Source organism: Pseudomonas sp. PvP089, assembly GCF_017875165.1.
In the GTDB taxonomy this organism is placed as follows: domain Bacteria; phylum Pseudomonadota; class Gammaproteobacteria; order Pseudomonadales; family Pseudomonadaceae; genus Aquipseudomonas; species Aquipseudomonas fortuita.
The window spans coordinates 4298833-4324730 of record NZ_JAGGME010000001.1; the positions used below are offsets into that span (position 1 = coordinate 4298833).

The 25898-nt window shown below is 59.1% G+C and carries 26 protein-coding genes and 1 tRNA gene; 6 read left to right on the top strand and 21 right to left on the bottom strand.

Annotation, left to right across the window (positions count from 1 at the left end; genetic code table 11):
* Positions 1 to 79 precede the first annotated feature (79 nt).
* Positions 80 to 1486, bottom strand: coding sequence for a transglycosylase SLT domain-containing protein (locus J3A71_RS19610; protein ID WP_016485894.1), 1407 nt, complete (start codon positions 1484 to 1486; stop codon positions 80 to 82).
* 157 nt (positions 1487 to 1643) lie between these two features.
* Here J3A71_RS19610 and J3A71_RS19615 point away from each other — a divergent pair, with 157 nt between their 5' ends.
* The 3 genes from J3A71_RS19615 to J3A71_RS19625 all read left to right on the top strand — a co-directional run bounded on the left by J3A71_RS19615 (position 1644) and on the right by J3A71_RS19625 (position 4473).
* The gene (locus J3A71_RS19615) at positions 1644 to 2441 is read left to right on the top strand and encodes a TatD family hydrolase (protein WP_016485893.1); all 798 of its coding nucleotides are present in this window, start codon (positions 1644 to 1646) and stop codon (positions 2439 to 2441) included.
* A 109-nt stretch (positions 2442 to 2550) separates the two neighbouring features.
* Entirely contained in the window at positions 2551 to 4029 is a 1479-nt protein-coding gene (locus J3A71_RS19620; protein ID WP_016485892.1) for a methyl-accepting chemotaxis protein, read from the top strand.
* 75 nt (positions 4030 to 4104) lie between these two features.
* On the top strand, positions 4105 to 4473 hold the full coding sequence (locus J3A71_RS19625) for an Mpo1-like protein (protein ID WP_016485891.1): 369 nt from the start codon (positions 4105 to 4107) through the stop codon (positions 4471 to 4473).
* A 136-nt stretch (positions 4474 to 4609) separates the two neighbouring features.
* Here J3A71_RS19625 and J3A71_RS19630 read toward each other — a convergent pair whose 3' ends face one another.
* The 3 genes from J3A71_RS19630 to J3A71_RS19640 all read right to left on the bottom strand — a co-directional run bounded on the left by J3A71_RS19630 (position 4610) and on the right by J3A71_RS19640 (position 6556).
* On the bottom strand, positions 4610 to 5407 hold the full coding sequence (locus tag J3A71_RS19630; RefSeq protein ID WP_016485890.1) for a thioesterase family protein: 798 nt from the start codon (positions 5405 to 5407) through the stop codon (positions 4610 to 4612).
* Between the two features lie 88 nt (positions 5408 to 5495).
* The gene (locus J3A71_RS19635; RefSeq protein WP_024717591.1) at positions 5496 to 6263 is read right to left on the bottom strand and encodes a CHAD domain-containing protein; all 768 of its coding nucleotides are present in this window, start codon (positions 6261 to 6263) and stop codon (positions 5496 to 5498) included.
* Between the two features lie 14 nt (positions 6264 to 6277).
* Positions 6278 to 6556: a lipoprotein gene (locus J3A71_RS19640; RefSeq protein WP_003250254.1), complete on the bottom strand. Its 279-nt coding sequence runs from the start codon at positions 6554 to 6556 to the stop codon at positions 6278 to 6280.
* A 178-nt stretch (positions 6557 to 6734) separates the two neighbouring features.
* On the opposite strand from J3A71_RS19640, the gene J3A71_RS19645 reads away from it, so the two are divergent.
* Positions 6735 to 7775: a patatin-like phospholipase family protein gene (locus tag J3A71_RS19645; protein WP_016485889.1), complete on the top strand. Its 1041-nt coding sequence runs from the start codon at positions 6735 to 6737 to the stop codon at positions 7773 to 7775.
* Positions 7776 to 7899: 124 nt separating this feature from the next.
* Here J3A71_RS19645 and J3A71_RS19650 read toward each other — a convergent pair whose 3' ends face one another.
* From J3A71_RS19650 to J3A71_RS19710, 13 genes are all read right to left on the bottom strand, one after another.
* Positions 7900 to 9771, bottom strand: a complete 1872-nt coding sequence (locus tag J3A71_RS19650; RefSeq protein WP_096425867.1) for a SurA N-terminal domain-containing protein — start codon at positions 9769 to 9771, stop codon at positions 7900 to 7902.
* Positions 9772 to 9952: 181 nt separating this feature from the next.
* Entirely contained in the window at positions 9953 to 10225 is a 273-nt protein-coding gene (locus J3A71_RS19655) for an HU family DNA-binding protein (RefSeq protein WP_016485887.1), read from the bottom strand.
* A gap of 152 nt (positions 10226 to 10377) precedes the next feature.
* Positions 10378 to 12774 (bottom strand): endopeptidase La, encoded by a 2397-nt coding sequence (gene lon, locus J3A71_RS19660; protein WP_060518931.1) that lies wholly within the window; start codon positions 12772 to 12774, stop codon positions 10378 to 10380.
* A gap of 163 nt (positions 12775 to 12937) precedes the next feature.
* On the bottom strand, positions 12938 to 14221 hold the full coding sequence (gene clpX / locus J3A71_RS19665) for an ATP-dependent Clp protease ATP-binding subunit ClpX (protein ID WP_016485885.1): 1284 nt from the start codon (positions 14219 to 14221) through the stop codon (positions 12938 to 12940).
* A gap of 108 nt (positions 14222 to 14329) precedes the next feature.
* The gene (gene clpP / locus J3A71_RS19670) at positions 14330 to 14971 is read right to left on the bottom strand and encodes an ATP-dependent Clp endopeptidase proteolytic subunit ClpP (protein ID WP_012271562.1); all 642 of its coding nucleotides are present in this window, start codon (positions 14969 to 14971) and stop codon (positions 14330 to 14332) included.
* 91 nt (positions 14972 to 15062) lie between these two features.
* Positions 15063 to 16376 (bottom strand): trigger factor, encoded by a 1314-nt coding sequence (gene tig / locus J3A71_RS19675; RefSeq protein WP_016485884.1) that lies wholly within the window; start codon positions 16374 to 16376, stop codon positions 15063 to 15065.
* A gap of 248 nt (positions 16377 to 16624) precedes the next feature.
* Positions 16625 to 16924: a DUF6388 family protein gene (locus J3A71_RS19680; RefSeq protein WP_016485883.1), complete on the bottom strand. Its 300-nt coding sequence runs from the start codon at positions 16922 to 16924 to the stop codon at positions 16625 to 16627.
* A 206-nt stretch (positions 16925 to 17130) separates the two neighbouring features.
* Positions 17131 to 17206 (bottom strand) — tRNA-His (locus J3A71_RS19685).
* 307 nt (positions 17207 to 17513) lie between these two features.
* Positions 17514 to 18596, bottom strand: coding sequence for a site-specific integrase (locus J3A71_RS19690; protein WP_245353452.1), 1083 nt, complete (start codon positions 18594 to 18596; stop codon positions 17514 to 17516).
* The gene (locus tag J3A71_RS19695; RefSeq protein WP_010953267.1) at positions 18571 to 18927 is read right to left on the bottom strand and encodes a hypothetical protein; all 357 of its coding nucleotides are present in this window, start codon (positions 18925 to 18927) and stop codon (positions 18571 to 18573) included. The genes J3A71_RS19690 and J3A71_RS19695 overlap by 26 nt, the downstream gene beginning before the upstream one ends.
* A 414-nt stretch (positions 18928 to 19341) precedes the next feature.
* The gene (locus J3A71_RS19700; protein WP_209953109.1) at positions 19342 to 19926 is read right to left on the bottom strand and encodes an antirestriction protein ArdA; all 585 of its coding nucleotides are present in this window, start codon (positions 19924 to 19926) and stop codon (positions 19342 to 19344) included.
* A 245-nt stretch (positions 19927 to 20171) separates the two neighbouring features.
* Positions 20172 to 20504 carry a hypothetical protein gene (locus J3A71_RS19705; protein WP_209953111.1) on the bottom strand — a complete coding sequence of 111 codons (333 nt, stop codon included), beginning with the start codon at positions 20502 to 20504 and terminating at the stop codon, positions 20172 to 20174.
* A 20-nt stretch (positions 20505 to 20524) separates the two neighbouring features.
* Positions 20525 to 20722 carry a hypothetical protein gene (locus tag J3A71_RS19710; RefSeq protein ID WP_126404369.1) on the bottom strand — a complete coding sequence of 66 codons (198 nt, stop codon included), beginning with the start codon at positions 20720 to 20722 and terminating at the stop codon, positions 20525 to 20527.
* Between the two features lie 464 nt (positions 20723 to 21186).
* Between J3A71_RS19710 and J3A71_RS19715 the strand changes: the two genes are divergently transcribed.
* Complete coding sequence (locus tag J3A71_RS19715; RefSeq protein WP_209953113.1) at positions 21187 to 21555, top strand: HdeA/HdeB family chaperone; 369 nt, start codon at positions 21187 to 21189, stop codon at positions 21553 to 21555.
* Between the two features lie 296 nt (positions 21556 to 21851).
* On the opposite strand, the gene J3A71_RS19720 is transcribed toward J3A71_RS19715, so the two are convergent.
* Complete coding sequence (locus tag J3A71_RS19720) at positions 21852 to 22370, bottom strand: RIP homotypic interaction motif-containing protein (RefSeq protein WP_209953115.1); 519 nt, start codon at positions 22368 to 22370, stop codon at positions 21852 to 21854.
* A gap of 59 nt (positions 22371 to 22429) precedes the next feature.
* A complete protein-coding gene (gene terL, locus J3A71_RS19725; protein ID WP_209953117.1) occupies positions 22430 to 24118 on the bottom strand; it encodes a phage terminase large subunit in 1689 nt (562 codons plus the stop codon).
* 264 nt (positions 24119 to 24382) lie between these two features.
* Here terL and J3A71_RS19730 point away from each other — a divergent pair, with 264 nt between their 5' ends.
* Positions 24383 to 25360, top strand: a complete 978-nt coding sequence (locus tag J3A71_RS19730; RefSeq protein WP_209953119.1) for a hypothetical protein — start codon at positions 24383 to 24385, stop codon at positions 25358 to 25360.
* Here the strand turns inward: J3A71_RS19730 and J3A71_RS19735 are convergent.
* Both J3A71_RS19735 and J3A71_RS19740 read right to left on the bottom strand, forming a co-directional pair.
* The gene (locus J3A71_RS19735) at positions 25352 to 25639 is read right to left on the bottom strand and encodes a hypothetical protein (RefSeq protein WP_182337323.1); all 288 of its coding nucleotides are present in this window, start codon (positions 25637 to 25639) and stop codon (positions 25352 to 25354) included. The two genes, J3A71_RS19730 and J3A71_RS19735, sit on opposite strands and share 9 nt — an antisense overlap.
* Positions 25626 to 25862: a hypothetical protein gene (locus J3A71_RS19740; RefSeq protein ID WP_009682604.1), complete on the bottom strand. Its 237-nt coding sequence runs from the start codon at positions 25860 to 25862 to the stop codon at positions 25626 to 25628. The genes J3A71_RS19735 and J3A71_RS19740 overlap by 14 nt, the downstream gene beginning before the upstream one ends.
* Positions 25863 to 25898: the final 36 nt, after the last annotated feature.

Here is a 25898-nt window from a genome sequence, read left to right on the forward strand (position 1 = left end):
GCAGGCGGTATGCTAGAGCGATGAGCTACAAGTTGCAAGCTGCAAGCTGCAAGCAAAAGCACGCCAGCAAAATCATTTATCAACGCTTCGCTACGCGCTCCAGCACGGCCCGCTCGCGGTTGAATGCCAAAAAGTACTTGTTGACACTGTTGACGAAGTTGACCGGCCCCATGCCTACCTGCTCCATGGCGATGCGTTCGGTCTGGAAGAACCACTGATTGCCGTTAAGGCCGCGCCGCCGGGCTTCGGCGCGCATGGCCTGAACGCGCTCGGGGCCGAGGTTGTAAGCCGCCAGCACAAAGGCCATGCGCTCACGCTCGTTGATTCTGGGGCTGGCAAAGAACTTACGCCGAATCAGGGCCAGGTAGCGTGCGCTGGCCTGTACATTGCCATCTACCGTGGCGGTGTTGCTTACCCCCACGCGCTGGGCCGCCGAAGGGGTAATCTGCATCAGGCCATGGGCACCGCCCGTGCCGCGTGCGGCCGGGTTGAGCGTCGATTCCTTGAAAGCCAGCGCCGCCAGGTTGAGCCAGTCGATCTGCTGCGCCTGACCATGCTTCTGCAGCACTGCCCGCACCGAGGCCAGCCGCTGGCGGTCCTTGCTGGCCAATGGGTTGTGCACCCGGTACTGGCGCCGGTAGATGCGCTCGAACGCGGCATCCTGATTGTCTGGCGCGCGGTAACCTCGCAGAAAGTGATCGACCGTGGCCAACAGCTGCGGCGCATCGCGCCCCACATACCAGCGCATGGCTTGCGGTGGCCCCAGGCGCACACGGCTGTCCAGCCGCAGGCGCGGCATAACCCGCGCCCAGCGCCGGGCAATCGGCTGTTCGACAACGGTAAGGTGGTAGATGCCTGCCTGCACCATTTCCAGTACATCCTCCACCGCCAACGTGGAGTCAACCCACTCCACCTTGATCGGCGGCCGCTTGCGCAGCGCCAGTTGCTGGTTGACCTGCTGGATCAGCGGGCCGGCGGCACTCGCGCTGGTCAAGGCCACGGTACGCCCGGACAGCTGTTCGACCTTGCTGAAGCTTCGCTCGCCTTTGCGCCCCACCAGCGTCAACGGCACCTGGTCGAGTATCGGCGCAGTGCTGCTGACCCCGCGTACCGTGCCAGGGTCGAGCAGCTCGCCCGGCGCAGCCAGGTCACCCTCCCCGCGGGCCAGAGCGCCCAGCAACTGCTCCTTGGCACGTGGGATGAGCTTTAGCTGGATCTGCTGGTCGTCCGCGTTGCGGGCATTGAGGTAATGCTCCAGGGCACGCAGGCGATAGTACTCGATGCCAACTGGCTCGCCCTTGACCTCGCCAGAGCTGTTACGGCTCTGGTTGACCAGCACCCGCAGCACTTTGCTGGTGCGAACCTGCTGCAAGTCACGCACCTTGGCGGGTGGTATGTTCTGCTGCGGCCCCGGCGCGCGCGCCTGGGCCGGGCCGGTCAGGGTCAGGCCCAGCGTCAGCAGAAAAACAAGCCAGCATCGCAGCATGCCAAAACGTGTCCGTGGTGGTTGGGCGGTATCCATGGGTTGAACCGCCAAGTGAGAAATGACGGTAAAAGACCACGGCAACAGCATGAAGTTCTTGGTTTTTTCAGAAAAACGCGGATTTTGCTATGCTGGCCGCCCCGCGGCACGAGATAGCACCATGCAACTGATCGATATCGGCGTCAACCTGACGAACAGCAGTTTCCACGACCAGCAGGCGGCAATCGTCGAGCGCGCCCTTGAGGCCGGGGTCACACAAATGGTGCTGACAGGCACCAGCCTGGCAGTCAGTGAACAGGCGCTGGAGCTGTGCCAGCAGTTGGATGCAAGCGGTGCGCACCTGTTCGCCACAGCGGGCGTGCACCCCCACGATGCCAAGTCCTGGGATGCCGGCAGCGAGCGCCAGTTACGCCAGTTGTTGAATGAGCCGCGCGTGCGCGCCGTGGGCGAATGCGGCCTGGATTTCAACCGCGACTTCTCCCCTCGCCCACTGCAGGAACAAGCCCTGGAAGCCCAGTTGGCGCTGGCCGCAGAGCTGCGCCTGCCGGTGTTCCTGCACGAGCGCGACGCCAGCGAGCGCTTGCTTTCGATCCTCAAGCATTACCGCGACCACCTGAGCGGCGCGGTGGTGCACTGCTTTACCGGCGAGCGCGAGGCGCTGTTCGCCTATCTGGACATGGACCTGCACATTGGCATTACCGGCTGGATCTGCGATGAACGCCGTGGCACCCACCTGCATCCACTGGTAGGCAACATTGCCGAAGGGCGGCTGATGCTGGAGAGCGATGCCCCCTACCTGCTGCCACGCAGCCTGCGGCCCAAGCCGAAGAATGGGCGCAACGAGCCAGCATTTCTGCCGGAGGTGTTGCGCGAAGTGGCGCTGCATCGGGGCGAATCGGTCGAGCACACGGCGGCGCATACCACCGCAACGGCGCGGGCGTTTTTCCGGCTCCCCTGAGCCCTGTGCGCGGGCTGTTGATATGGGTCAACATCTGGCTGAGTAGATGCAGGCACAATGATGGCACCTTGCGAATACTGTTTCCGCTCAACTCAGAGAAGACCTGCCCATGGGTGCCTGGCTTAGCAATGTTTCCCTGAAGTACAAATTCTGGGCCGTCAATGCGGTGGCCTTTGTCACGACCCTGCTGCTGGTGCTCTACGCCGTACACCTTGAGCAACGCGCCCGCGCCGAAGCGGCGCAGGCGCAGGCGGCAGCGCAAGCCCAGCTGCTGGCTGCCTGGCCTGCCGGGCAAGCATTGCCACGCACGGCCAACGTCATCAGCTGGTCGGCCGGGCAGACGCCGATTTTCGCCGGTGAAGCGCTCGATAGCCTGCGCAGCGGCCAAGGTTGGGTCGAGCTGCCGAGCGCCTGGATCCTCGGCGAAAACCCGTTGCGCGGTGCGCAGGTCTTGCGCAACGGCGACCAGCAGGTGGCCGTACTGGCGCAGTCGCCAAGCCTGCGTCAGGTATTTTTCGACCGCTTCAGCAACTACGCGGTGTGCGTCCTGATCCTGATGCTGGCCATGCTCGGCGCCTCGCAGTTGCTGATCCGCTTCCTGCTCAGCCAGCTCAATACGTTGAAGGATGTGATGCTGCACGTGGAAAAGACCGGCGACCTTGCTGCCCGTGTGCCGCTGGCCTGCGGCGACGAGGTCGGCCAGATGGCCGGCGCCTTCAATGCCATGCAGGCCACCTACCACCGCGTGGTCAGCACCGTCGCCCACACTGCGGCACAGCTGGACTCGGGCGCCGCACGCCTGGCCGCCAGCATGAGCAACGTCCGCCACGGCATGCTCGGCCAGCAGAGCGAGACTGATCAGGCCGCCACCGCCATCAACGAAATGTCGGCGACGGTGCACCATATTGCCCAGCATGCCGGTGCCACCCGTGACCTGTCACAAACCGCCGACACCTTGGCCGGCAGCGGCCAAGAGGTGGTCAGCCGGGTGCAGGATTCGATTTCCGGGCTTTCCAGCGGTGTTCAGCAAACCGCTGAAATGATTCGCCAACTGGCTGACGACAGCCAGAAAATCAACAGCGTGGTCGGTGTGATCCACAGCATCGCCGAGCAGACCAACCTGTTGGCGCTCAACGCGGCCATCGAAGCGGCGCGCGCCGGGGATCTGGGCCGCGGCTTTGCTGTGGTGGCCGATGAGGTACGTAACCTGGCCAAGCGCGTGCAAACCTCAACCGACGAAATCACCACCATGGTCTCTGCCCTGCAATCAGGCACCCGCGATGCCGTGGAATTCATGCAGGAAAGCTCGTTCAAGGCAGACGATTGCGTGCGCCAGGCCCAGGAGGCCGGCGAAGCACTGGCCGAGATTACCGGAGCTGTGGCGCAAATGCGCGAAAGCAATACCCAGATTGCCGTGGCGGCCGAGCAGCAAAGCCAGGTGGCCGAGGAAATGAACCGGGCGGTGGTGAGCATCCGCGATGTCACCGAACAGACCGTGCAGCAGACGGTGGGCTCGGCGAATACCAGTAGCGAATTGGCGACCCTGGCCGGCGAACTGAACAGGGCCATTGGCCAGCTCAAGCTATAGTCGCCATAGCCTGCCTCGATTGGCCTGCGCCCGGCATCCGCACTAGACTTTGGGCATGACCGAGAGGAATTGCCCATGAGCAAACGCCTGCCCAACCTGCCCGCCTGGCAATGGCGCGGCTATCACAATAACCACCGTCACCCCGCCAATCTGGTGCTGCACCTGATTGCGGTGCCGCTGTTCATACTGGGCGCCCTGCTGATTTTGTCGGGCCTCTTCGCCCTGGACCTGGGCCAGATCGCCGTTGGCGTGATCGCCCTGATTGCCGGCCTTGGCTTACAGCGCCATGGCCACCGCCTGGAGGTAGAGCAGCCCGAACCCTTTGCCAACCGCCAGGATGCCGTGCAGCGCCTGCTGACAGAGCAGTTCATTACCTTTCCGCGCTTTGTGCTGAGCGGGGCCTGGTGGAAGGCCTGGCGGGAGCGGCACAAACACCGCCATTGATGCCATGGGGCTGCTTTGCAGCCCAATCGCGACGCAAGGCCGCTCCCACAGGAATCACGCGCAATCTGAAAATTGCGAGATCCTTGAGGGAGCGGCCTTGTGTCGCGAAAGGAGCGCGCAGCGCTCCCAAGATTGATCAGGCAAACACGGTCACAGTCTGTCGGCTGAGGGCAAGCAATTCGCCTTCCGCCGTCCACAACGCCGCCGCAGCATGCCCATAACCCTCCCGCGCATGCTCGGTCTCCACGCAGTAGCGGCACCAGTCCAGGGTCGACAGCTTCGCCGTGGGCTGAATGAACTCGATGGTCCAGGTCAGGGTGCTGCCTGCTGCGGGCTGTTTGAGAAAGGGCATCAGGCTGGGTGGCCAGGCATCGACCAACGCCAGCAAATGCGCCTCATTGACCTGTTCTTCAGCCACATCGCGCAAGCGCACCCAACCGCCCATCTTGCGCGACTGATTGCCACTGAATGGCAACCCACCCACTGCCCAGCGCAAGGCCACGTGCCGCATGAACTCCGGAGTAACGCCTTTGATATACGGCAACTCGGGCGCTGCGTCATCGAGTGCTGGCATTTCCATCGCCGGTAACGCTGGCACCTCGACCACCGAAGGCCGGCCTGCACCGAAATTACCCTGCACCAGGGTCACCACCTGGCCATCCTGCACGGCGCGGCCGAGCAATGTGCTGACCGCCTTGCCTTCGCGCAGCACCTCCACTTCGAAACGGATTGGCACATCGGCAGCAGCAGGCGCGACGAAACTGATGGCCAGCGAGCGCACAGGGCGGCTGTCGGACAGTTTCAGGCACATGGCCTCATAAACCATGGCCGCCATGAGGCCGCCAAAGGCGGCGCGACCCTGGGCCCAGCCAGGCGGGATACTGACGGCATCCGGATTGGCCCGCACGGCGTCAAGCAGTTGGTTGAAGTTCATTGGCTGGCTCCTGCCCACAGCGATAAGGTCTGCCCATCGTAGCCAGCAAACTCCAGGCGATCAGCCCGCATATCGGTCAATGTTCGGGCTAGCGACGCGCCAGCGCGCGCAGCAGGGCATCCAGCGTCACATCCGCCGTGCGTTCCGCCTCGTGCAGTTCCTGCTCCCACGCGGCCTTGCAAGGGGCCAGGTCAGCATGGTCGCGTGCCTGCAGCAACCACTGCAGGCGGTCATGCCAGCCGCCCAGGTCTGCCTGTGCCTTTTTCAGCAGGCGCTGCAGTTTTTTCCCGGCATGGTCGAGCTGCGGGTAGGCTTCGTCGCCATAGCGCGCACGCTTGATCAGCAAGCGCAGGCGGTGGCGGTCGTGAGCAGGGTCTTGCAGGGCTTCGTGCAGCCTACGCCACTGCTTGACCAGGCGCTTGTCAATGCGCTTGTCCAGCGACTTGACCAGCCCCTCACGGCCTGCCGCCCGCAAGAACAACGGAAACGCGTCCACAATCGCCAGCACCCGGGTCAGTTGTGGGCTGGCAGCCACACTGGCAAAGGTCCTGCCACGCCCTTCCAGGCGCCGCTGCCCTGCTGCAGTATGGCCGCGCCCGATCAGTTCCGCTGCCAGCACCTCGCGGTCACGCAATGGCGTGGTCAGGGTACCCAACGCGCTGGCGGCCTCCTCCAACTGCTCCACACCAGGCAGCCCGCGCAGGGGCCTCAGCAGGCTGCGCAAGCGCCGCAGGCTGATGCGCAGGTCGTGCAAGGCCTCGCTGTCAGTATCAGCGGCCAGGCGTTCCCGGCAAGCCAGCAGCCGCACCTGCACCGCCAGGGTCTGTGCAACGACATGGTCTAGCATGGCAGACATACGACGCTCCTCGGTCAGCGCCCAGCGCGCGACTCACGAATGTAGAAGCGCGCCTTTTCGGCTTTGCGCGTGCAGCTTTCATAACCTTCGAACTGCTGCTGGGTCTTGGCCCCGGTCAACAGCGACAAAGCCTTGGAGTAACTGACAGCACCGGCAAAGCCTTCGGCCTTGGCCAGGTCCAATTCCTTCCAGGCGGCATCCAGCTGGGTCGCGCAGCTGTCACGGTAGGCCGTCTTGCCTGCGCAGCCAGCAAGGGCCAAGGCAATCAGTGGAAGGCAGATCCAGGCTTTCATCAGTAATACCTCAATGGAAAAAACAGTGGCTGTTCGACGCCCCGGCAGCTGAAAAGTGCCCTGCCCGACCAACTGTGCCTGGCCGGTTTTATTACAGTAGCTCAGCGCGATCGACATTGAAGCACAGCCTGTGATGGGTGCATTGTAGGACCATGGTTGCACTGGACGGGGAATATTCATGAGCAAACGCGTGGCACTGGTACTGGGCTCAGGCGGAGCCCGGGGGTATGCACACATCGGTGTGATTGAAGAAATCGAGCGGCGCGGCTACGACATTGCCTGCATTGCCGGCTGCTCCATGGGTGCAGTGGTTGGCGGCATCTATGCCGCCGGCAAGCTGAGCGACTATCGCAACTGGATCGAGAGCCTCGATTACCTGGATGTACTGCGCCTGGTCGACGTCAGCTTTCGCCTCGGTGCCATTCGTGGCGACAAGGTGTTCGGGCAAATCCGCAAGATCGTCGGCGAAATCAACATCGAGCAATTGCGCATCCCCTATACAGCGGTTGCAACCGACCTCACCAACCAACAGGAAATCTGGTTCCAGGAAGGCTGCCTGCACCAGGCCATGCGCGCCTCGGCGGCCATCCCAAGCCTGTTCACCCCTGTGATGCAGGGCAACCGTATGCTGGTCGACGGGGGCATCCTCAACCCGCTGCCGATTGTGCCTGTGGTATCCAGCCACTGCGACCTGATCATCGCGGTCAACCTCAACGCCACCAATCAGAAGCAATACCAGTTACCGGTGATTGAGCGCCCTGCGGCGTTCAAGATGCGTTTTGACTCCTTGCTGAGCTCATTGGGCTCTCGCCTGCCATTCCGGCGCAAGCCGGCGGAAGAGCTGATGCGTATCGAACAGGAGATCGCTGCCGATGGCCTGGCACCGCCAAACCCTTGGCTGGCAGATGCCGCCGACCCGGAAGGCCAACAACCGGCGGCGGCACCGGAACGCGAGGGCGCGCCAAAATCGGCGACCGGCTCGTTCATCATCGACAACGTGGGGCCTGCTTCGCTGCTGGACCTGATCAACCAGAGCTTCGAGGTCATGCAGACTTCGCTGGCGCAATACAAGATCGCCGGCTACCCACCGGACGTGCTGATCAACGTGCCCAAACGGGTGTGCCGATTCTTCGAGTTCTACAAGGCGCCCGAGCTGATTGCCCTGGGACGGGAAATTGCGCGGGATACGCTGGATAACCACGAAGGGGTGAAGCGCTAAGCGCTATAGCACCTGTGCCGCTCTCTTCGCGGTAGCCCGCCCCCATAGGTACTGCGCCGGGCTCACTGCGACAGAAACGAAACAGGCCGCACGAGGCGGCCTGTTTCTTCATGCAGCAACCACCTCAGTAACGGGTGATGTCAGCATTGGCTTCCAGCTGCTTGCGGTACGCCGCGAAGTCCTGCTGACCAGCACGCGATGCGAGGTAGCGGCGGATCTGCTGCTTCTCTTCGTCGGTGGCGGTAGCGCCTTCGTTGACACCCTTGAGCTGCAGCACCACCAGGCTACCGTCACGCAGCACTACGCTGCCATACACCGGCTTGTCCTTGGCTTGCGGCTTGCCCAGGCGGAACAGCGCCTGCAGTTCGGCCGGATCAATACCGTCCTCGCCACGGGTGACTGCTTCATAGGCCTTCCAGCCTTGCCCGTCGTGCACGCTGCCTGCGGCAATGGAGCCATCACGCAGGCCGGCAATCAGCTTGTCCGCCTTGGCCTTCAGCTCGGCAGTCGCCTTCTCTTTGGCCAGGTGTTCGCGGATGTTGCTGGCCACCGCTTCCAGCGGCAGTTGCTCCGGCTTGCGGTGCTCCTTGACGCGCAATACCACGGTGGTCTCCGGGTCGAGCTCGATCGCGGTGCTGTTGGCAGCCTCCTCCAGCACTTCTTCGGAGAACGCAGCCTGCACCACCGAACGGTTGGCGGTAATGCCTTCACCACCCTCGCGCCCAAAGGCTGCAGAGGTCTGCACCTTGAGGTTCAGGTCCTGAGCCGGCTGGGCCAGGTCGGAAGCCTCGTAGGCAGCATCCTGCAGCTGCTTGCTGGCATCGACGTAACGCTGCTCGACCAGCGGGATTTTCAGGTCACGGGTCAGTTTGTCCTTCAAGCTGGCGAAGCTCGGCACCTCTGGCGCCTGCACACCCAGCAGCTTGATCAGGTGGTAGCCAAACTCGGTGCGCACTGGCGCCGAGACCTGGCCGTCCTGCAGCTTGTACAGCGCGTCCTCGAACGCCGGGTCGTAGACACCCGGGCCGGCAAAGCCGAGGTCACCACCGCTGCTGGCCGAACCCGGGTCCTGGGAGAACTCCTTGGCCAACGCGGCAAAGCTTTCACCCTTGGCCAGGCGCTGCTCGATCTCTTCGGCACGGGCCTTGGCCTGGGCGTCGGTGACCTTGTCGTTGACCTCGATGAGGATGTGCGCGGCATGGCGTTGCTCGGCCAGGTTGGCGATTTCCTTCTCGTACTGGGCCTTGAGCTCTTCGTCGGTCACCTTGACCTGGTCGAAGAACGCCGACTTCTTCAGTTCGATGTAGTCGATCACCACCTGGTCAGGCGACATAAACTCCTTGGCGTGCTGCTCATAATGCGCCTTGACCTCTTCGTCGCTGACCTTGACCGCAGCCGGGTCGGCCTTGAAGGTCAGGGAGGCGAAGTCACGGGTCTGCTTCTCCAGGCGAGCGAAGGCATCGACCTGCTGGTCGGTGACAAAACTGCTGCCGGCCAGGCCGGTGCGCAGCTGGCCGATGAGCATTTCCTCGGCGAGCATGTCGCGGAACTGCATGCGGCCGTAGCCCATTTGGCGGATGACCTGGTCGAAGCGGTCAGCACTGAACTTGCCGTCCACCTGGAACTCCGGGGTTTGCAGGATCACCTGATCCAGCGCAGCCTCGGAGAAGGCAAACTTGGCATCTTCGGCGCCTTGCAGCAGCAACTTGCGGCTGATCAGGCCCTTGAGCGCCTCTTCACGCAGCAATTTGTCATCCAGCAGCGCTGGGTCGAAATCCTTGCCCAACTGTTGCATCAACTGACGGCGCTGCATGTCGGCAGCCTGCCCCAGCTCGTTCTGGCTGATGGTCTGGCCGTTCACCTTGGCGGCGTCCTGGCTATGGGTGGCGGCCTGGAAAATGGCTTCGAAACCGGTCAACGCCATCAAGACGACGATAAGGCCGATGATGGTCTTGGCAATCCAACCTTGTGAATTGTCCCTGATATTTTGCAGCATGCGTCCCCCAGAAACGGCTGTACCACTGCGTCGACAACCGCGGAGCGTGGGTAGAATCCTGATAAAAGAAAGGCGCATCCGAGGATGCGCCTTTTCTTAGCAAACGTGTCAGGCGGGAACGTTTGCGCCCCGCCTTCAGCGTGCTCGGACCCGGCAAGGCCGGGGCCGGCTGAAAGACGACTTAGTTGACGGCGTCTTTCAGGCCTTTGCCAGCCTTGAAACCTGGAACCTTGGCGGCTTCGATCTTGATGGCCTTACCGGTTTGAGGGTTGCGGCCAGTACGTTCGGCGCGGTCCTTGACCGAGAAGGTACCGAAGCCAACCAGAACGACGTCGTCGCCTGCTTTCAGGGCACCGGTTACGGAGTCGATCACAGCGTCCAAAGCCTTACCTGCGGTAGCTTTGGAAATGTCAGCCGATGCAGCGATAGCGTCAATCAGTTCCGACTTGTTCACTCTAAGTCCCCTTATTTCTCTAATGAGTTTGTTTCTAAGTATGTAATGAAAAGCTTATGAAACGTGCGCTGGGTGGCTTGATGACAATAGCGTGCCGCTTTATAGCAAGGGCCCGAAAAAACTGTCAAGGAAAGCCCCCCAGCCAAAAACTACTAATGCGTGCTGATTCTTTCCTTAGCATCGCCGTCGCGCTTTTCATCTTTCGCGACAATCTCAGGAGCCACATCTGGCAAGGGCTCCGGGGCGTATTGCAGCGCAATTTGCAGGACTTCGTCAATCCATTTGACCGGTTTGATCTGAAGATCCTGTTTGATATTTTCCGGAATCTCCTTCAGATCGCGAACATTCTCCTCTGGAATGATCACCGTCTTGATGCCGCCACGGTGTGCCGCCAGCAGTTTTTCCTTCAACCCGCCAATGGCCAGTACCTGGCCACGCAGGGTGATTTCGCCGGTCATGGCCACGTCGGCACGTACCGGAATCTGCGTCAGCGCCGACACCAGTGCAGTGCACATGCCGATACCCGCGCTTGGGCCGTCCTTGGGCGTGGCGCCTTCCGGCATGTGAATGTGCACGTCGCGCTTCTCGTGGAAGTCGGCGGCAATCCCCAGGCTGCGGGCGCGGCTGCGCACCACGGTCTGTGCGGCGGTGATCGACTCGACCATCACATCGCCCAGCGAGCCGGTCTTGATCAGTTGGCCCTTGCCAGGAATGACCACGGCCTCGATGGTCAGCAGTTCGCCACCCACCTGGGTCCAGGCCAGGCCGGTGACCTGACCGATCTGGTCCTGCTGCTCGGCCAGGCCGTAACGGAACTTGCGCACACCCAGCAGGTGCTCCAGCTGCTCGCTGGCCACCTTGACCTTGACCAGCTTCTGCCCGGTATGTTCCTTGACGACCTTGCGGCAGACCTTGGCAATTTGCCGCTCCAGCCCACGCACACCGGCTTCGCGGGTGTAGTAGCGGATGATGTCGCGGATCGCCGAGACATCGACCTCCAGCTCGTCCTTCTTCAGGCCGTTGGCCTTGACCTGCTTGGGCACCAGGTATTTGACCGCGATGTTGATCTTCTCGTCTTCGGTGTAGCCCGGCAGGCGGATGACTTCCATCCGGTCGAGCAGCGCCGGCGGGATATTCATCGAGTTCGAGGTGCACAGGAACATCACGTCCGAGAGGTCGTAGTCGACTTCCAGGTAGTGGTCGTTGAAATTGTGGTTCTGCTCAGGGTCGAGCACTTCAAGCAGTGCCGAGGCCGGGTCGCCACGCATGTCGCTGCCCATCTTGTCGATTTCGTCGAGCAGGAACAGCGGGTTGCGCACCCCCACCTTGGTCATCTTCTGGATCAGACGGCCAGGCATGGAGCCGATGTAGGTACGGCGGTGGCCACGGATCTCTGCCTCGTCACGCACGCCACCGAGGGCCATGCGCACGAACTTGCGGTTGGTGGCAGCAGCGATCGATTCAGCCAGCGAGGTCTTGCCGACGCCAGGCGGGCCAACAAGGCAGAGCACCGGGCCGCGGATTTTCTTGACGCGCTTCTGCACGGCAAGGTACTCGAGAATGCGTTCCTTGACCTCTTCCAGGCCGTAGTGGTCGGCATCGAGGATTTCCTCGGCCTTTGTCAGGTCCAGACGCACCTTGCTCTGGGCTTTCCAAGGCACCTGCACGAGCCAGTCGAGGTACGAGCGCACCACAGTGGCCTCGGCCGACATTGGCGACATCTGCTTGAGCTTGTTCAGCTCTGCCTGGGCCTTGGCCAGGGCATCCTTGGGCAGGCCAGCGGCTTCGATGCGCTTTTTCAGCTCTTCGACTTCGTTGTGGCCTTCATCGCCATCACCGAGCTCTTTCTGAATGGCCTTCATCTGCTCATTCAGGTAGTACTCGCGCTGGCTGCGCTCCATCTGCTTCTTGACCCGGCCGCGGATGCGCTTTTCAACCTGCAGCAGGTCGATTTCAGCATCCAGCAGCGCCAATACGTGCTCGACACGGGTAGTCAGATCGACAATTTCGAGAATTTCCTGCTTCTGCTCGATCTTCAGGGCCATGTGGGCGGCCATGGTATCGACCAGACGCCCTGGCTCCTCGATGCTGTTCAGCGAAGACAGCACTTCGGCAGGGACTTTCTTACCCAGTTGCACGTACTGCTCGAATTGCGACAGCAAGGTGCGCACGAACACTTCCGACTCGCGCTCGGCGGCGTCGGTTTCGTCGATCAGGGAGACTTCGGCACGGATGTGCCCTTCTACTTCGGTGAAACGTTCGACGGCGCCGCGCTGCTCGCCCTCGACCAGCACCTTGACGGTGCCATCAGGCAGTTTCAGCAGTTGGAGTACGGTGGCAACGGTACCGACACGATACAGGGCGTCCTCGCCCGGGTCGTCGTCGGCCGGGTTTTTCTGGGCAAGCAGGAGGATCTGCTTTTCGCCCGTCATCGCTGCCTCGAGGGCTTCGATGGACTTTTCGCGCCCCACGAACAGCGGGATAACCATGTGCGGGTAAACAACGACATCGCGCAATGGCAAAAGAGGCAAGTCGAGGGTTGTCTTCATGATTTCGCCTCTACAGCGGCCTTATGGCCGGAAACCGGTGGAAATGATGCTTGGACCTAATGTGGGGGCATGCCTGGGAAATTACAAGCGCTAGCGCAGGAAAAGCAGAAAGGGGCCCGTAGGCCCCCTTCTTGCTTGCAACCGCCACCGGCCATTGCCTGAATCAGGCGTCTGGCGCGGCCTTGGCTTGCGGCTCGCTGTTTTCGTAGATCATCAGCGGCTGCGAGGTGCCTTCGATGACGCTCTCGTCGATCACCACCTTGCTGACATCCTTTTTGGAAGGGATCTCGTACATGGTGTCGAGCAGCACGCCTTCGAGGATCGAACGCAGGCCACGGGCGCCAGTCTTGCGCTCCAGGGCCTTGCGGGCAACGGCCTTGAGCGCATCGCTGCGGAACTCGAGGTCGACGCTTTCCATCTCGAACAGCTTGGCATACTGCTTGGTCAGAGCATTCTTCGGCTCGGTGAGGATCTGCATCAATGCAGCCTCGTCCAGCTCGTCGAGGGTAGCCAGCACCGGCAGACGGCCGACGAATTCCGGAATCAGGCCAAACTTGACCAGATCGTCCGGCTCGACCTCACGCAGGGACTCGCCAACCTTCTTGCCCTCTTCCTTGCTGCGCACTTCTGCGCCAAAACCGATGCCACCCTTGGTGGAGCGGCCCTGGATGACTTTTTCCAGACCCGAGAACGCGCCACCGCAAATGAACAGGATATTGCGGGTATCAACCTGCAGGAATTCCTGTTGCGGGTGTTTACGCCCGCCTTGCGGCGGCACCGAGGCCACAGTGCCCTCGATCAGTTTCAACAGCGCCTGCTGCACGCCCTCGCCCGAGACGTCACGGGTGATGGACGGGTTGTCCGACTTGCGCGAGATCTTGTCGATTTCGTCAATGTAGACAATGCCCATCTGGGCCTTTTCCACATCGTAGTCGCACTTCTGCAACAGCTTCTGAATGATGTTCTCGACGTCCTCACCCACATAACCGGCCTCGGTCAGGGTGGTGGCGTCAGCAATGGTGAACGGTACGTTCAACAGGCGTGCCAGGGTTTCGGCGAGCAGGGTCTTGCCCGAGCCGGTCGGCCCGATGAGCAGGATGTTGCTCTTGCCCAGTTCGACTTCGTCACCCTTCTTGTCACGCTGGTTCAGGCGCTTGTAGTGGTTATACACCGCTACGGCAAGCACCTTCTTCGCGCGCTCCTGACCAATCACATACTGGTCAAGGATGCCGCTGATTTCTTTCGGCGAAGGCAATTTGTGCGCGCTGCTCTCGGCCTGGGCTTCCTGCACCTCCTCACGGATGATGTCGTTGCACAGGTCGACGCACTCGTCGCAGATAAATACCGAGGGCCCGGCAATCAATTTGCGCACTTCATGCTGGCTTTTGCCGCAGAAGGAGCAATAGAGCAATTTGCCGCTGTCCTCGCCGTTACGGGTGTCAGTCATTCGATCGATCCAATCCGGTAGGCTTGCAACACAAGATGAAGGCAATTGCGGGCTTTTTCAAGTCCGCAGGCAGGCGGTTTGCGCGCCTGCCTGCTCTGGCGCCCCGGTTCAGGAGGCCAGTTGCCGCTTGTCGTAGACCGAGTCGATCAGGCCGTACTCGGCCGCGCGCGAGGCGCTCATGAAGTTGTCACGCTCAGTGTCACGCTGGATGGTCTCGAGGTCCTGGCCGGTGTGATAGGCCAGCAGCTCGTTGAGACGCGCCTTGATGCTGAGGATTTCCTGGGCGTGGATCTGGATGTCGGTAGCCTGGCCCTGGAAGCCGCCCAGCGGCTGGTGAATCATCACCCGCGAGTTAGGCAGGCAATGACGCTTGCCCTTGGCACCGGCGGTCAACAGGAAGGCACCCATGCTGCAGGCCTGGCCGATGCAGATGGTCGAGACATCCGGCTTGATGAATTGCATGGTGTCGTAGATCGACATGCCAGCAGTCACCGAGCCGCCTGGGGAGTTGATGTAAAGATGGATATCCTTGTCCGGGTTTTCCGCTTCCAGGAACAGCATCTGCGCCACTACCAGGTTGGCCATGTAGTCTTCTACAGGACCGACCAGGAAGATCACTCGCTCCTTCAACAGGCGCGAGTAAATGTCGTAGGCACGTTCGCCACGGGCGGACTGCTCGATAACCATCGGGACCAGGCCGCCTGCGGCCTGGATGTCAGAGCTCTGCTGAATATAAGAATTGCGGGACATGTCCTGCGCTCACTCCCAAATAGTCATGGCTTGAATACGCACAAGCCAGCTCGAAGGCTGGCTTGTGGGGGTTTCCTACGAGAGAAGCCCGTTACTCAGCAGCGGCAGGTGCCTCAGCTGGTTTTACGGCTTCTTCGTACGAGACCGACTTGTCGGTCACAGTCGCTTTCTGCAGGACAGTATCTACAACTTGCTCTTCCAGCACAACCGAACGGACTTCGTTCATCTGCTGGTCGTTCTTGTAGTACCAGGCGATGACCTGCTCAGGCTCTTGGTAAGCCGAAGCCATTTCTTCGATCATCTCGCGAACCTTGGCGTCATCCGGCTTCAGCTCGAACTGCTTGACCACTTCGGCCACGATCAGGCCCAGCACTACGCGGCGCTTGGCTTGCTCTTCGAACAGCTCAACTGGCAGCTGCTCAGGCTTGATGTTGCCACCGAACTGCTGAACGGCCTGCACGCGCAGACGGTTGACTTCGTTTTCCAGCAAAGCCTTTGGCACTTCGATCGGGTTGGCGGCCAGCAGACCGTCCATGACCTGGTTCTTCACCTTGGTCTTGATCGCTTGGCGCAGTTCACGCTCCATGTTCTTGCGAACTTCGGTGCGGAAGCCTTCCAGGGTCGACTCTTTGATACCGAACTGGGCGAAGAACTCTTCGTTCAGCTCTGGCAGCACAGGGGCGGCAACACTGTTGACGGTGATGGTGAACTCGGCAGCCTTGCCAGCCAGGTCCAGGTTCTGATAGTCCTCTGGGAAGGTCACGTTGACAACGCGCTCTTCGCCAGCCTTGGCGCCAACCAGGCCTTCTTCGAAGCCCGGGATCATGCGGCCGGAACCCAGCACCAGCGGAGTGCCCTTGGCCGAACCACCCGCGAACACTTCACCGTCGACCTTGCCGACGAAGTCGATGTTGACCTGGTCGTCGTTCTGCGCGGCGCGCTCGACAGCCTCGAAACGGGTGTTCTGCTTGCGCAGCACTTCCAGCATGTTGTCCAGGTCGGCGTCAGCCACTTCGGCGCTCAGGCGCTCGACACTGATCGACTCGAGGCCGGCAACGGTGAACTCAGGGAACACTTCGAAGATGGCGACGAATTCCAGGTCCTTGCCCTTTTCGAAGGACTTCGGCTCTACAGCGGGGGCGCCGGCCGGGTTCAGCTTCTGCTCGACGATGGCTTCGTAGAAGGATGCCTGGACCAGGTCACCGAAAGCCTCTTGACGGGCGTCAGCTTCGAAACGCTGACGGATCACGTTCATCGGCACTTTACCAGGACGGAAGCCCGCAATCTTGGCGCGCTTGGCAGTCTGCTGCAGACGCTTGTTGACTTCGTTCTCGACGCGCTCGGCCGGAACGGCGATGGTCATGCGGCGCTCGAGAGCGGAAGTGTTTTCAACAGAAACTTGCATGGATATTCCTCGTTGCACAGACGTTAGCCGGCGTTAGCCCGACTCCAGAATCAAGGGCAAGCATTCTAGTGAGTCGCGCAGCAGAAGTCACCCCACTCGGGACGACGGGAAACCACGCCGGTCGATTAACTTTCATGGCCCGCACGGCATACCGCCAGGCCTGCTTCCAATAGGGGCCGCACGGCGCCCGTAGCGCCCTGTAGCCGAAATACCTTGTCAAACAACTGCCAGTGGCGAAATCGCTGCCTTTATTCAGGTTCAATTTCGTTGAACTGGCAATATTCTTCCCACTCCATCCCCAGCGCCTCGGCCACCTCGCGGTGCGTCTCCAGGCGCATGGCCTGCAGCTGCTCCGGGGTTTCGGCAATCAATTGCAGCGCCAATTCCCAGGGCTGAACGCCCTGCTCCTCGGCCGCGTCCTCGAACGCCCACTCGATTTGCTGGGCCTGCTCGCGCGCATCCAGCTCGCGGATCTCCTCGAGCAACTGCGGGTTGGCCTCTGCGAAGCGCTGTAGCGCCAGGGCCTGACGGGATTCTTTTGCGATCATTCGGCTGTTCCTCTGCCGGCCAAAAGACCGGTGTTTCAACCGGCTGAAATCTAACAGCTTTTATTGGGATGCCACTAGAGGATTGCAAGGGGGCGGATGTGAATTGGCGGTGAGGGCGTTCGCCACGACATTTTCAGCGCATGGAAGGCCGAGCGCCAAAACAAAAAGGCGCCCGATCTCACGATCAAGGCGCCTTTTCTGAAATATGGGGTGGACGATGGGAATCGAACCCACGACAACTGGAATCACAATCCAGCGCTCTACCAACTGAGCTACGCCCACCATATTGCGGTCTTGCGATGTTGCGGTACAGCTTTACAGAAGCATGGTGCGGACGAAGAGACTCGAACTCTTACAGCTTGCGCCGCTGGAACCTAAATCTGGTGCCAGAGCTTGGTCAATTCGCGAAACCCTTTAGATACAAGGGCTTGGCGCGCATCTTACACAGGTGGGACACACTATGCAACGCTAAATTCGTGTCCCAAGTGTCCCCATGTGTCCCGGTGTGTCCCGCCCCGTTTTGGGTGGGCCCACGGTCGCCGCTCAGGGCCTACTCTGCCCGAGCCACGAATCAGAAAATGTGTCCCAACTAGGCCGTTGTAGCCTCACCATAGTTGAAGAACGTGTCGCGCTCTACCGACTCAAAAGCGGTCGGCTGTGCCGGTGCTGCCTCTAGCGCATTGCGCGCCTGCATCAGATTTTCCGGTGCCAGATGCGCGTACCGGAGTGTCGTGTTGATGTTCTTGTGGCCCATCCAATGCTGGACGGAGGCCAATGGGACGCCGCGCTGTACCAGGCGCGAAGCGCAGGTGTGGCGAAGCATGTGAACGATGAACTGCGGGTCTTCTTCCATGCCCATGTAGGCGCGCAGAGTGGCCCACTGGTGACGCAAAGACGAAACGGTGAGCCCTTCAAAGGTAGTCAGGTTCATCCGCCTGCGGTGCAGGATGCGCGCCACGCGACTGGTAGCCGGGATGGCACGGGCGTCTCCGTTCTTGGTCTGTCCGGCGTACAGGTGAATCATCCCTTCCTGGAAGTCAGGAGCACTGAGCCCGAGGAGTTCAGCACGGCGGAACCCTGTATCGACCGCCACAATGATGAAGTCGTGAAGGCAGTTGAGCCCCAGGTGCTGGCACGCCTTTAGGACGTTGCCCTCCTCCTCCGTGTTCATCCAGCGGATACGGTGCTTGCCCTCTTTACGGCGGATCATACGTGGCACGCTGAGGAGCCAGTTGTGGTTCACAGCGGTCTTGAGGACCATAGAAAGAAGCGACAGCTTGCGGTTCACGGTCGAACCAGAGTTGCCCAAGTCCTCAAACTCCAGGACCATTTCGGTGATGGCCTCGGTCTTGATATCGCTCAGCAGCGTGTCGGCCCCAAGTGCTTTCAGCACGTTGCCGCCATTGAGTGTCATCGTTTTTTCAGACTTGCCACCCTTCCACTCCAGGCGGAATGTCAGGTCGTAGGCTTCTTGAAGGGTCTTGCGGGATTTCAGCGGGGAGATGGTGCCGGTGCCTTCGCCACGTACCGCCTTGGGTAGCGTGGCCCTCCTTGCTAGCTCTCTAGCCTCATCGGCCTTCGCCTCTTCCTCTGTGGCGAACGTTTGTCTGTAGCGGTCGTTGCGTGACCCGAGTGAAACTAGGTATCTATTTCCCTTCCTGTATATGGGCATTTTTGTCCTCTGATTCGAACAAGCTTTCAATGAATTTGCGCCCGGCGTCAGTGAACACCAGTTGCTTCTTACGCCAATCGTTCGGGTCTTCCTTAGCGACCAGGAAGCCCAAACCAGCGTCCGTGCGCCCACCACGCCCATAGCTCGCAGCGTAGCGGGATGCGACAGCTACACCTACCCCAACCAAGTCGGCCATTTCTGAGATGCCCACAGGCTCTTTTTGCTGGGCAAGAGTGAGCAAATAGATGACTTGCCGAATCGGCATTTTGGGGTCCAGGTCGTGGAACTTCTCAAGTGCCGTGACCAGGCTTGTGATCTGTGCGCTGTCCATGTTTCTTATCTACCACCTTGTTGAAAACCAAGTGAAGGCCCAGGAGCCAGATATGATTCTCACAGATGGAAAAGTAATAGTCAAGGAACATTCCCGAACGCGAATATGTTTCGAGGAAGAATTCCCATCCGAACAATGTCAAAAACACGCCTTTGAATCCTTTTAGTGAGCCTGTGACGGATAATTGTCACAAATGGAAAGGTATTGTTCAAGCGACATTTGCCTGGCTAACGACTTCTCTTAGAAGATACTTTATCAGAGACAAAATCGAAAAATCCGGGGAGTCTACGCCTCAACACCCTGATGCGAAACCGCTACACTGTAAATTCATACAGTGCTTTTCGTCGACGATAGAAAAAGCCCCCGGTAGTTCCCGAGGGCAGCGCTGAAACGATTTTGAGGAGTTCGTCACAATTACCAGGAGCTATGGAACACGTAGCCGTCCTGATAGACGAATGTGTGGGACAGATCGCAGTCCCAAGCCTGCTGCCAGTCGATCCAGTTAAAGAAAGATTCATCTCCTTTCAGGCCGTGAAGCTCGCAGCACCACTCCTCTGCGAAGGCTTTTTCGCTGTCGTAATGGCCACGGTAGGCGGCCTGGAAGTCATCTTCTGTAACAGAATCGCCATGATAGGCAGTGAAGGCAGCCCAGGCTTCGCCGTGCATCTCGACCATCTCCACATGGTTCAAGACACGCTGTAGGTCCGGGTATTCGCCAAAGGTCGCCAAGCCCTCACCATCCCAATCGTGTGCAGCCCATTCCTCTGCCGAAGCCACCTGGCCGGTCTTATCGCAGCACCTGCAGAAGAACTGCTCGGGCTTCTTACCGCTGCACGCTGGGCAGGTAACGGTGACGTTAGGGTATGGGCTGGTGCGCAGGACGTAGACCGCAATGGCCTGTTTCAGCTCGTCCGCGTCCGCGTAGTCCTCCAGGTCGAACCAACGGCCGTGCAGGTGGCCGTTGCTGTAGGAGGCCAGGCAGGCTGCGTACATCTTCATTGTGTCGCTCCAGGTAGTGCGTGTGTTCGTAGTCATTTCCGACCGTGTGAATATATCGTATGTGGTAACGACACCCCATGCAAGTGATTTATTTCCATCTGTGGAAATGACGTGTTTTCGTAATTTTGGCGCGCTTCTACGCGGATTCTGTCGGGCTTAGCCCCTGCGAATTCTCCAGAATCGACGTACAGACGCGAAAAAGGGCCCGATTGGGCCCCTTGAGGTGTGATTGCGTATGACTTGCGTCAGCGCTTCCTCACGAACTTGGTGTAGGTGTAGAAGGCTCGACCACTCGGAGAAAGGAAGGTGACCGCGTACTCATTCTGTTGGAACACCTCCACACGCATCCCCGAACTGACGTGGCAGCGACCCTGGCTCACAAGCCGGTCAGCGCCCGCTTGATCGCCGTCCTGGGCAACGGCCCCGAACGCGTCAAGGTCGCTCTGCTTGTTGCAGTAAACATAGTCTGCGGGACTGACGCCGTTGTAACTTACGTCTCGCCATTGCGCCCAAGCACCAGAAGGGAGGGTGAGCGCTACAGCACCGACCGCAATAAATCCTTTCCAATCGACAGCCATGACTCGCCTCCAGGGACCATTCACTTGGTCTGCTTCTCGCCGTTTTCTTCCATAAACTCTGCGAACGCTTCGAGACGTACGCCATACCAGCCTTTGCCGTTTTTAGGAGACCAAAGCACGCCGCTTGGCTTTACGCGGATGTGGCCGACCACTCGGCCCTCAGGATCGACGATTTCATGATCTTCATATTTGCGCGGACGAAACGAATTAACTGCCATAACTTCCCCTGTCTCCGGCTCTCTGCCGCTAGCGATACGTTGGCAGCATTTTGCCATCACGATTGGAGCTGTGTGTAGCCCTCTGCGCAAAAACAGATAGCCGAACGTCCACACGCTTAGGATTTGCCGCTGAGGGCCCAAAAAAGCCCCACAAAGGGCCGAAGATGGCCGCCTGTGAGGCTGGAAAGGTGGAGCGCGGGATTCTTAATCTGGTGACAGGCCCTGTGTTTACTGGGGTTTCCGGCCATGTGGGACACATTCCGGGACACATTGGGCTGCCGCTGGGCCGCTTGGGGCCTGCCCGGAGGGTTCTCAGAGGGCGGATTCTGGCCGCTCGCTGGGGGCACCGGGGGTAGTCGCGGCCCATCAGTTTCGAGGTGGGCTCTCAAATTTTTGCAGCAAAATCATTTGGCTCCCCTCGCTGGTACTATGGTGGCTTTTAGGAACCACTCAGAGGGACGCAATTGAGATTTGTAGCGCTGGCTTTGCTTTTATGTGTAGGGGCCGCAGATGCCCAGGCCGCAGTGAACGGGCGGTTTAGGCAACTGGGTATTGGCACGATGGGGTGCGGGGAATTTGTCCGTGCGGCTAACGACAACATCATCCAGGACGGTGTAGGGATATGGCTAAGTGGTTACTTCACGGCCTACAACAATGTGAAGGACGGCAACGATGATGTGACCAAAAAGACTGGCCCCGATGACTGGACCCTCTGGATACAGCGCTGGTGCAAACAGAATCCACTGAACAACGTAGGCAGTGGCGCTGAGGCTTTGCTGATGACCTTGAGGGCTGATGCGACCCATCTACCTTCTGCTCATAAAGGAAGGTGATGGTGATGGTCTTCTATTAAGGACCACTATAGATGAATCAGTGACTGCATCTCCATGATAGACCATTAGGAAACCTCAGTTAGCCCCCCTACCCCCCATAAAGAGAGTGGAGAGGTAAGGTTCCCAATGGTCATCATCATCAGCAGTCAAGCCATGACGGACACACTGAGGTTTCCCTACAGTCCGAACAGTGTCCGGCACCACATAAGCCGTGATGTAGCCCCCGGATGAACGTCTCCGTCATCCTATTGTGGTCCCTTGGGGACTTGGGGGCGAACGTGCAGGGAACGTGCAACTTATCCGATAAGTCCCAAAGCAGCGGGCAAGCCAGCCCCCACAGCGGCACTCACCAGGGGGTGCTCAAGGAATTTGCTGAGTAGACCCTTTGCTTCCTCCTTCTCATCCTTACTGGCATGTGCCTTCTCGATAGCGGCAAGGACTTCCTTGATGGCGGCCTCTAAATGCTGGACGTTGTGGTCGCCGATTTGGATGCCAGTAGAGTTAGAGATGTTGAAGTTGTTAGTGGTTGCGCTGCGGGGCTGCTGCTGGATGGCCGTGTCCTTGGACAAATTGAGGGTGTAGTGCGCGGGTATATGGCCGCCCATTCCATGGCTGTAGCCAACCTCCCGCACCGTGTAGACCTGCTCTTTCCCATGCAGAACGCGGATGAGCTTGTCACCTTCCTCAATGTCCAGCTCCTTGTACCAAAGGCTCATCTTAGGGCTGGCAAAGCGGCATTTGTATGGGCCCTGGCGATCACCATTGCGATCAATGTAAATGACATCCTGGCCTGCATTGGGAGAGAACAAGTTCATTCTAGGGGCGTCCATGATTACGGGAATGAGGGGCACTATAGCGCGGGCAGTGTGGAAGATCACCGGGCCCCCGCATTACCTCCCATCCAGCCTTTGTTGCGCTGAGAGCGGCCCAGTACGTGGCCCATGAATTTCTTCAATTCGGCATCCATGTTCTTGGTCCGCATCTCCTGGACAGCCTTGTCGTTGTCCCGAGCCATATGGTCTACCCAGTACGCCACGGCCATCGCCAGGGCATCGAGCCGGTCATCATGAGACAAGGCCCCACGGTCGCGCGTGAGGCGCGTGAGCTGGTAGAACAAGCTGTACTTGATGTCTGCCTGGGCCGACTCAAAGTCCCGCTCAATCAGCTTCTGGTCCACGATGAGACGGTGCTGCGTGAGGACGGGTTCCAGGGTGTCGATGATGCGCTGCTCTTTCTGCTGCGAGTGCTTCACCTCTTCGACCAGGCAGCGGTGATGCTTCTGCAGGATCGGCTGGAAGAGCTTGGTGTACATGCCGTCACCGAAGTTGGCTTCGATGATGATGTGGTTTGCTTGGTGCGCCTTGGCAATCTTGGCGAGCGTCTCCAGTGTTTCATCGGAGTAGCCACCACGGAGGCCCCCAGCGGCCACCAGGAACAGGTTGCCCATGAGGACTTTCACCACGGCATAGCCGGTTTCGTCTTGACCACGGCCCGAGGGGTCAATAGCCATCACGCATCCGGTGTACTCGCTCATCTCGCTGGCGTGCCACATAGGCCGGTAGAAGCGGTCCCCGGTGAGCGCAACCGTGGGCATATCGTTGATGCAGAGTTCAGGCGATGCAGCCCAGGCCAACTTGACGTGAGCCATGATCGGGTTGAGGTTCATCACCATCAGGTCTTGGACCTTGAGCGGGAACTTGTCACCGTCACTGAGGCTGGTGTCCAGCATGAACTGGAGGGCGAAGCCAGCGCGGCCATACGACGCCATACGCTCCATCAGGTCTTTCTCATCGAACCTTCGCGGGTCCGTTGGCTTGCCTGATAGTGTTGGGTCAGCTTCCATCGCTTGCGTGATAAATGGGGCCAGGCTGCCCTTGTAGTGCGGCACCTTCTGGAGTGTCGGGTACAGCGCGGGCCACACACGGATTTCATAGCCTCGTTCGGGGAGCCGGTTGTACAAGGACATCTCACACTGAGGTGTGCCCAGGTAGATGATGCGTGCCGTCTGGAGCGGCTTGAGGATCGCATCGAATTCCTTCACGGCCTCGGACAGCTTGTCCCGCATCATCTGCGTGGCAGAGTTGTTCGGGATTTCGATGTCGTCCGCAATGATGATGTCAGCACGGGAACCAGTGATCTGACCCATGATGCCCACGGATTTAACCGAGGGGGACTGGTCAGGCAGCGCGGGGGCAACCTCAAACGCTACCATCTTGTCGATCTGATCCGGCCCCGGCTTGAGGTGCTGGAGCAACGGCATTTCGTGGATGAGGCGTTTGACGAAGGTGGAGAACGCATCGGCGCGCGCGCTAGAGGCGGACACTACCAAGATGCGGAGTTGGGGATTTCGCCACAGGAGCCAGCACACGAATGCGGCTGTGACCCATGACTTGCCCACTCCTCGGAAGGCTTCAATGACGCATCGCCGGGGACCGTGTTGCAGGTATCGGGCGATGTCGTATTGGACGGGGGTGGGTTCGGGGAGGTTGAGGTGTTTCCATACCAGGTAGATAAACTTTCGAAAGTCTTCCTGGGCGGGGTGAACTTTAATGCGGTCAGCCATACGGCAAAGGGACTCCTTGGGCCCAAGCAGGAACGAGCCAAGGCAAAACCGTAAGGCAGCCCAGGACGCGCCTGGGGGCACCTGTTATTGTTTTATGGATTGGTTAGAAATAAAATCTGAGCTTACGCCCATCAACTACATAGCAGGGATGAAATGAACGCTCGCTTAAAGGAACAAAACACTCAACTCCCGCCCGTATTTCACTCTAGCTATGAAGCTTGTTTCACCGCACACGACATCGCTGTACAAATGCTAAAGTCAGGCATGGAGCAAAGAATATTTGACATCCCGATTGACAATGGATACCTCCGAGCGCACGAAGTCCCGGTAGAAGACATTTCAACTTGGCTAGACAGCATTGCAGACAAGTCAAAAATCCCAGACCTACTCATAAGCAGGATGTTCCCAGCTATCCTTTCCGACATGCTTCATTATGTATTTGAAGCACTAGAAGCTTCACGCAAAGGGAAGCTCGCCGTAGCCTACACACTACTGCGCAAACCGTTGCAGGATAATTTATTTGTTCTAGAAGCAATTGTTGATGACCGCGACTCATTTGCTGAAAAATTCTCATATTCCCCGCCGAAGCTCGACCACGGTAAGAATGGTGGCCTTGATGGACACAGGGCGAGAATCCAGAGAGTACTCGACAAGGTGGGTAAGGCCGATGTATTCAATGCGGAATTCCTTACCCAGTTGAGATACGATAAAAGCAACTCTGATAGCTTTGACGGCTTTTGCAACAAAGCCACGCACCTGTTTACAACAAAAACAGCAATCGTAACCAAACCCTATCAAGCGAATTTCATTTTCTCTTCTTATCGAGATACGGTTAGCCAGTGGTCCTACCTTTACAGCAGATTGCCTTACGTCCTTCTGTACTTCATATCAATCCTAGAACACATATCTGGAAGATTCGCACTCACCCCAGCAGACTACTCAAATGATATGGATAGAAGACTGAGCGCTGGCTACATATTGAGCCTCACCGCTATTAGCGATGAATTTAAATCAGACCATCTATACGCCCTCGCAGAGTCAAAACTTGGCTGGCTTTACAAGCACTGTGAAGAATCTGAATTCCCCTTTGATGACACTGAAAGCATAGATATAGAAGCTCTGATTAGGATGGCGGAAACGGGGGCTTTTCCTGGCGAATCAGAAGAGAGAGTCCAAATACGCGATACCTTTTATCGCGAGTTAAGCGAAGCACTCAAAGCTGAATATGAGAAGCTAGCGTGACAACGTAACTACATTGTCATCGTCAAACACTGGGAGGTCGCTAAGGTCTCCCATTGTGGTTCCCTTAGGGGCCAGGGATTCAATCTTGTTGTCTTTCAGAAACTGGCGGATGACGTTGAGATAGGCCGGTGCAGGTGGCGAACGCACCAGCTTTCCCTCCTCCATCACCCCTTCGCCGTCGATGGTCACGGGGACGCCACGCATGATTTCTAGACACCACACGGCGAACTCGTTGTGGACTACTGCAAGTTCCTTTTCGGTTGCTCTATCCGAGGACATGGTGGACCACCATTTCGAGTGCTTTAGGGAAGCCGAGGTAGTTCACGGCCATGGTTATAGCTACGCCCAAGGCGAGCCATTTGATTTGAGTGAGGTTGTCCTGGATGTTGGTCAGGGCCTCATTCAAGGCTTCGGTCATCTTCTGGACCACGCCCAGTTCTTTTTCTTGCGCCTCCACGCGGACCTCAAGACGAGTCACGCGGCGGTCGATTGTTTCGCTCATTGTTGTTTTCCAAGTGGTGGCCCCCGGTCTGCCGAG

Coding starts and splice junctions, on each gene's coding strand:
- clpP (WP_012271562.1), bottom strand. CDS start 14,971: ATGTCCCGCAATTCTTATATTCAGCAGAGCTCTGACATCCAGGCCGCA.
- tig (WP_016485884.1), bottom strand. CDS start 16,376: ATGCAAGTTTCTGTTGAAAACACTTCCGCTCTCGAGCGCCGCATGACC.
- J3A71_RS19610 (WP_016485894.1), bottom strand. CDS start 1,486: ATGCTGCGATGCTGGCTTGTTTTTCTGCTGACGCTGGGCCTGACCCTG.
- J3A71_RS19735 (WP_182337323.1), bottom strand. CDS start 25,639: ATGTCCTCGGATAGAGCAACCGAAAAGGAACTTGCAGTAGTCCACAAC.
- J3A71_RS19625 (WP_016485891.1), top strand. CDS start 4,105: ATGAGCAAACGCCTGCCCAACCTGCCCGCCTGGCAATGGCGCGGCTAT.
- J3A71_RS19645 (WP_016485889.1), top strand. CDS start 6,735: ATGAGCAAACGCGTGGCACTGGTACTGGGCTCAGGCGGAGCCCGGGGG.
- J3A71_RS19695 (WP_010953267.1), bottom strand. CDS start 18,927: ATGGACAGCGCACAGATCACAAGCCTGGTCACGGCACTTGAGAAGTTC.
- J3A71_RS19720 (WP_209953115.1), bottom strand. CDS start 22,370: ATGAACTTGTTCTCTCCCAATGCAGGCCAGGATGTCATTTACATTGAT.
- J3A71_RS19740 (WP_009682604.1), bottom strand. CDS start 25,862: ATGAGCGAAACAATCGACCGCCGCGTGACTCGTCTTGAGGTCCGCGTG.
- J3A71_RS19690 (WP_245353452.1), bottom strand. CDS start 18,596: ATGCCCATATACAGGAAGGGAAATAGATACCTAGTTTCACTCGGGTCA.
- lon (WP_060518931.1), bottom strand. CDS start 12,774: ATGAAGACAACCCTCGACTTGCCTCTTTTGCCATTGCGCGATGTCGTT.
- J3A71_RS19680 (WP_016485883.1), bottom strand. CDS start 16,924: ATGATCGCAAAAGAATCCCGTCAGGCCCTGGCGCTACAGCGCTTCGCA.
- J3A71_RS19710 (WP_126404369.1), bottom strand. CDS start 20,722: ATGGCAGTTAATTCGTTTCGTCCGCGCAAATATGAAGATCATGAAATC.
- J3A71_RS19615 (WP_016485893.1), top strand. CDS start 1,644: ATGCAACTGATCGATATCGGCGTCAACCTGACGAACAGCAGTTTCCAC.
- J3A71_RS19640 (WP_003250254.1), bottom strand. CDS start 6,556: ATGAAAGCCTGGATCTGCCTTCCACTGATTGCCTTGGCCCTTGCTGGC.
- J3A71_RS19700 (WP_209953109.1), bottom strand. CDS start 19,926: ATGAAGATGTACGCAGCCTGCCTGGCCTCCTACAGCAACGGCCACCTG.
- J3A71_RS19620 (WP_016485892.1), top strand. CDS start 2,551: ATGGGTGCCTGGCTTAGCAATGTTTCCCTGAAGTACAAATTCTGGGCC.
- clpX (WP_016485885.1), bottom strand. CDS start 14,221: ATGACTGACACCCGTAACGGCGAGGACAGCGGCAAATTGCTCTATTGC.
- J3A71_RS19635 (WP_024717591.1), bottom strand. CDS start 6,263: ATGTCTGCCATGCTAGACCATGTCGTTGCACAGACCCTGGCGGTGCAG.
- J3A71_RS19630 (WP_016485890.1), bottom strand. CDS start 5,407: ATGAACTTCAACCAACTGCTTGACGCCGTGCGGGCCAATCCGGATGCC.
- J3A71_RS19705 (WP_209953111.1), bottom strand. CDS start 20,504: ATGGCTGTCGATTGGAAAGGATTTATTGCGGTCGGTGCTGTAGCGCTC.
- terL (WP_209953117.1), bottom strand. CDS start 24,118: ATGGCTGACCGCATTAAAGTTCACCCCGCCCAGGAAGACTTTCGAAAG.
- J3A71_RS19730 (WP_209953119.1), top strand. CDS start 24,383: ATGGAGCAAAGAATATTTGACATCCCGATTGACAATGGATACCTCCGA.
- J3A71_RS19650 (WP_096425867.1), bottom strand. CDS start 9,771: ATGCTGCAAAATATCAGGGACAATTCACAAGGTTGGATTGCCAAGACC.